Raw genomic sequence first — 2,554 nt, 5'->3', positions numbered from 1 at the left:
TTTCAGGATTCCCGTATGGCGAAAGCGCCGGCGAGTCCCAGATGACTTTGTCTCCGGGCGCCAAGTCGGCAGCCGTTATAAAATGTTGCCGCGCGACTTCGGCGTCACCTAGCGCATTCAACGCCAAGGCATAGTTATAGTGAGCTTGGCCGGATTGTGGTTCTGCCGCAACCGCTTGCGCGAAGTATCGCTTGGCCTCTTCAAACTGTTGGGTCTGGTAGGCTTGTGTACCCTGTTCCGTTAGCATGGTCGCTTGAGATTTCACCTCGCCCTCGAGCATGAGCGGCACGAGCGGTTTGCGCTTCTGCGAACATGCCGCCATGCCGACAAGCACCAGCACGATACTCACGACCGCCACTCGATGAAAGTTTTTTTTCATGGCAACGACCTCGGTTTTCACATCTTCGTCTGTTTGCGCGTCTCTTCTTCAAACGTCTTTCGATACAGCACATCCCACTCGTTACTTCCTTCAACAATGCCTCGGGAATAGGATGCGAGTTTGGCTTTTACTTTTCGATCGATCTCCTGTTCCTTGACCAACTCGTCGGCCAACACGCGTTTGATTTCTTTTAACAATCGTGCGTCATCGCTCTTGATTCTCGCGCCGGCATGTTGCTTGACGGCCGTGAGAATGACATGGGACAGATGGCTGACTTTGTCTTCGCTCAACATACGACACCCATGAACCGTTTCCTTTATAGGATAATGCCTCGTTCACGGACTAATTTTTGTTTCACCATCTGGAACATCTTTTGATAGTCGACCTGCCCTTGCTCGATCTGATGCTCATAGGCCTTCAGCAGTTGCCGCACTTCCGCATTCACACGATCCTCGGCGGATAACTCATGGGTGATGGTCTGATCCAATGCTTCGACGAATCCTTTGCGATCTCCGATGAGTTCGATGTGCCCTTCGTCTTGAAAACGACCGATGAGGCGCTCGGCCATATGCCGTACACGCTCTTTTGACAGCCGCATCGTCTTCACCCCGGTTCGAGATGAATCGTCGAGACTTCCATCACCTGTCGAAATCGGGTCGCATCTCCTACGATTCTTCCGATGATATTCACTCGATCAGCCGGAACCGGATCGGCCCCCATACTCATGGGGGTTCTCCCAAAAAAGATCGCCAAAACCTTCCCCGCTCCCCACAAGGCAATGTCTCCGACCTTCACCTGGGTCGTCGCGGTTTCCCGGTAGTCTCGGACTCCGGGAATCGGGAAGTAGAATTCTTCTCCCCACGTGCTGATCGCGGTCGTGACCGGAAGCGCCGCGTACACTTCCTCAGCCGTCTTCGTCTTTCTGAGTTCTGCCTCTAGCTGAACTCCGCCCACGGTAATACGAATTCGCTTCGCCGGCGCGGTCATGCGATCAATGGTCCACCCGTTCTACACTGCGTTCTTCGTGATGTTTGCAAACTCTAGCTTGTCTCCTAGGCGAAATCAAGGCTACAATCCTCCACGATGCTCACTTCCAGCTACAGCCGGGCTGATATCAAAAAGCTCCTGTTTCTTGCCGACTGCTTCCATAAGAATTTGGGATCGCGGTTCGGGCTTTCGTCATTGTCGATCATTTTTCAACCGGTCTATTCCCAATGAGCGCGTGGATCGGTGTCGGTCGGAGCGAGATCGGACTCGTGCGCACCCTCAATCAGGATGCGTTCGCCGTCATCAACGAAGTGGGCGTCTGGGCCGTCGCGGATGGAATGGGCGGGCATGCCGGTGGCGAAATCGCCGCCCAGACAGCCATCGCCACTGTACAGGCCGAGGCTGCAGCATCGAGCCGCCTGCTCGGTAATGGTCAAGCTTCTCCCACGGATGTGCTGACGGACCTGATCAGCCGAGCACATGACGCAATCCTCAATCGGGCTCGATCAAAATCCAAGCTGAAAGGGATGGGCACGACCATCGTGCTGCTGACGATTGTGTCCGGCCCTGTCCCGGTCGCGTACATCGTCCATGTCGGCGACAGTCGTGCGTATCGGTTTCGATCGGGCACACTGACCCTCCTGACCAAAGACCATACGTTGATCGAAAAATACCTGGAACGCGGCATCCTCACGGCAGAAACAGCGAAAACTCATCCGGAACGACATGTGTTGACGCGTGCCTTGGGGGTGGGCTCGACGGTGAACCCCACCATTACGGCTTTTCCCATACTGCCGGAAGACCTGGTACTGCTCTGCTCGGATGGGCTGACCAAAATGTTGGAAGACGAGGATGTCCGAACCGTGTTGGCTGCCGGAGAGATCAATCCGATTCGGGTCTGCAACCGACTTGTCACCGCGGCGCTCGATCGCGGCGGCGAAGACAACGTGACCGTGGTGGTAGTCGCTCCTCGTTCATCCTGATTTTACTTCGTTGTTGACATGGCCCGTCAGGCCGTGTAGTTTCCCTCCTCATTTGAACCTCGTCATGTACCGGGAGACCTTTATGCCCCGTCGGGGATCGTTCTTCTTCGGAAACCTCCTTCTTCTCATCGGCATTGCGACGATGGCGATCGCCGGTGAACCTTCTGACCCGGAAGCGGCTATTCGTCAAATGGTCCGGGCCAAT

The 2,554-nt window shown here is 55.2% G+C and carries 5 protein-coding genes; 1 reads left to right on the top strand and 4 read right to left on the bottom strand.

Annotated elements, in window-relative coordinates; all coding sequences use genetic code 11:
- The 4 genes from ACOSYY_RS12320 to ACOSYY_RS12305 form a co-directional block, all read right to left on the bottom strand.
- The coding region (locus tag ACOSYY_RS12320; RefSeq protein WP_421662725.1) for a tetratricopeptide repeat protein at nucleotides 1-379 on the bottom strand (379 nt) is incomplete at its 3' end.
- 17 nt (nucleotides 380-396) lie between these two features.
- On the bottom strand, nucleotides 397-672 hold the full coding sequence (locus ACOSYY_RS12315) for a DUF507 family protein (RefSeq protein WP_421662723.1): 276 nt from the start codon (nucleotides 670-672) through the stop codon (nucleotides 397-399).
- A 23-nt stretch (nucleotides 673-695) separates the two neighbouring features.
- Nucleotides 696-977 (bottom strand): DUF507 family protein, encoded by a 282-nt coding sequence (locus ACOSYY_RS12310; protein ID WP_421662721.1) that lies wholly within the window; start codon nucleotides 975-977, stop codon nucleotides 696-698.
- 5 nt (nucleotides 978-982) lie between these two features.
- Nucleotides 983-1,366 carry a cyclophilin-like fold protein gene (locus ACOSYY_RS12305; RefSeq protein WP_421662719.1) on the bottom strand — a complete coding sequence of 128 codons (384 nt, stop codon included), beginning with the start codon at nucleotides 1,364-1,366 and terminating at the stop codon, nucleotides 983-985.
- A 227-nt stretch (nucleotides 1,367-1,593) separates the two neighbouring features.
- Between ACOSYY_RS12305 and ACOSYY_RS12300 the strand changes: the two genes are divergently transcribed.
- The gene (locus ACOSYY_RS12300) at nucleotides 1,594-2,349 is read left to right on the top strand and encodes a Stp1/IreP family PP2C-type Ser/Thr phosphatase (RefSeq protein ID WP_421662717.1); all 756 of its coding nucleotides are present in this window, start codon (nucleotides 1,594-1,596) and stop codon (nucleotides 2,347-2,349) included.
- The last annotated feature ends 205 nt before the right edge of the window (nucleotides 2,350-2,554 follow it).

It is taken from the genome of Nitrospira sp. BLG_2, assembly GCF_049222245.1.
The sequence above is the reverse complement of the archived record's forward strand: the minus strand, read 5'-3'. Positions and strand labels throughout refer to the sequence as shown.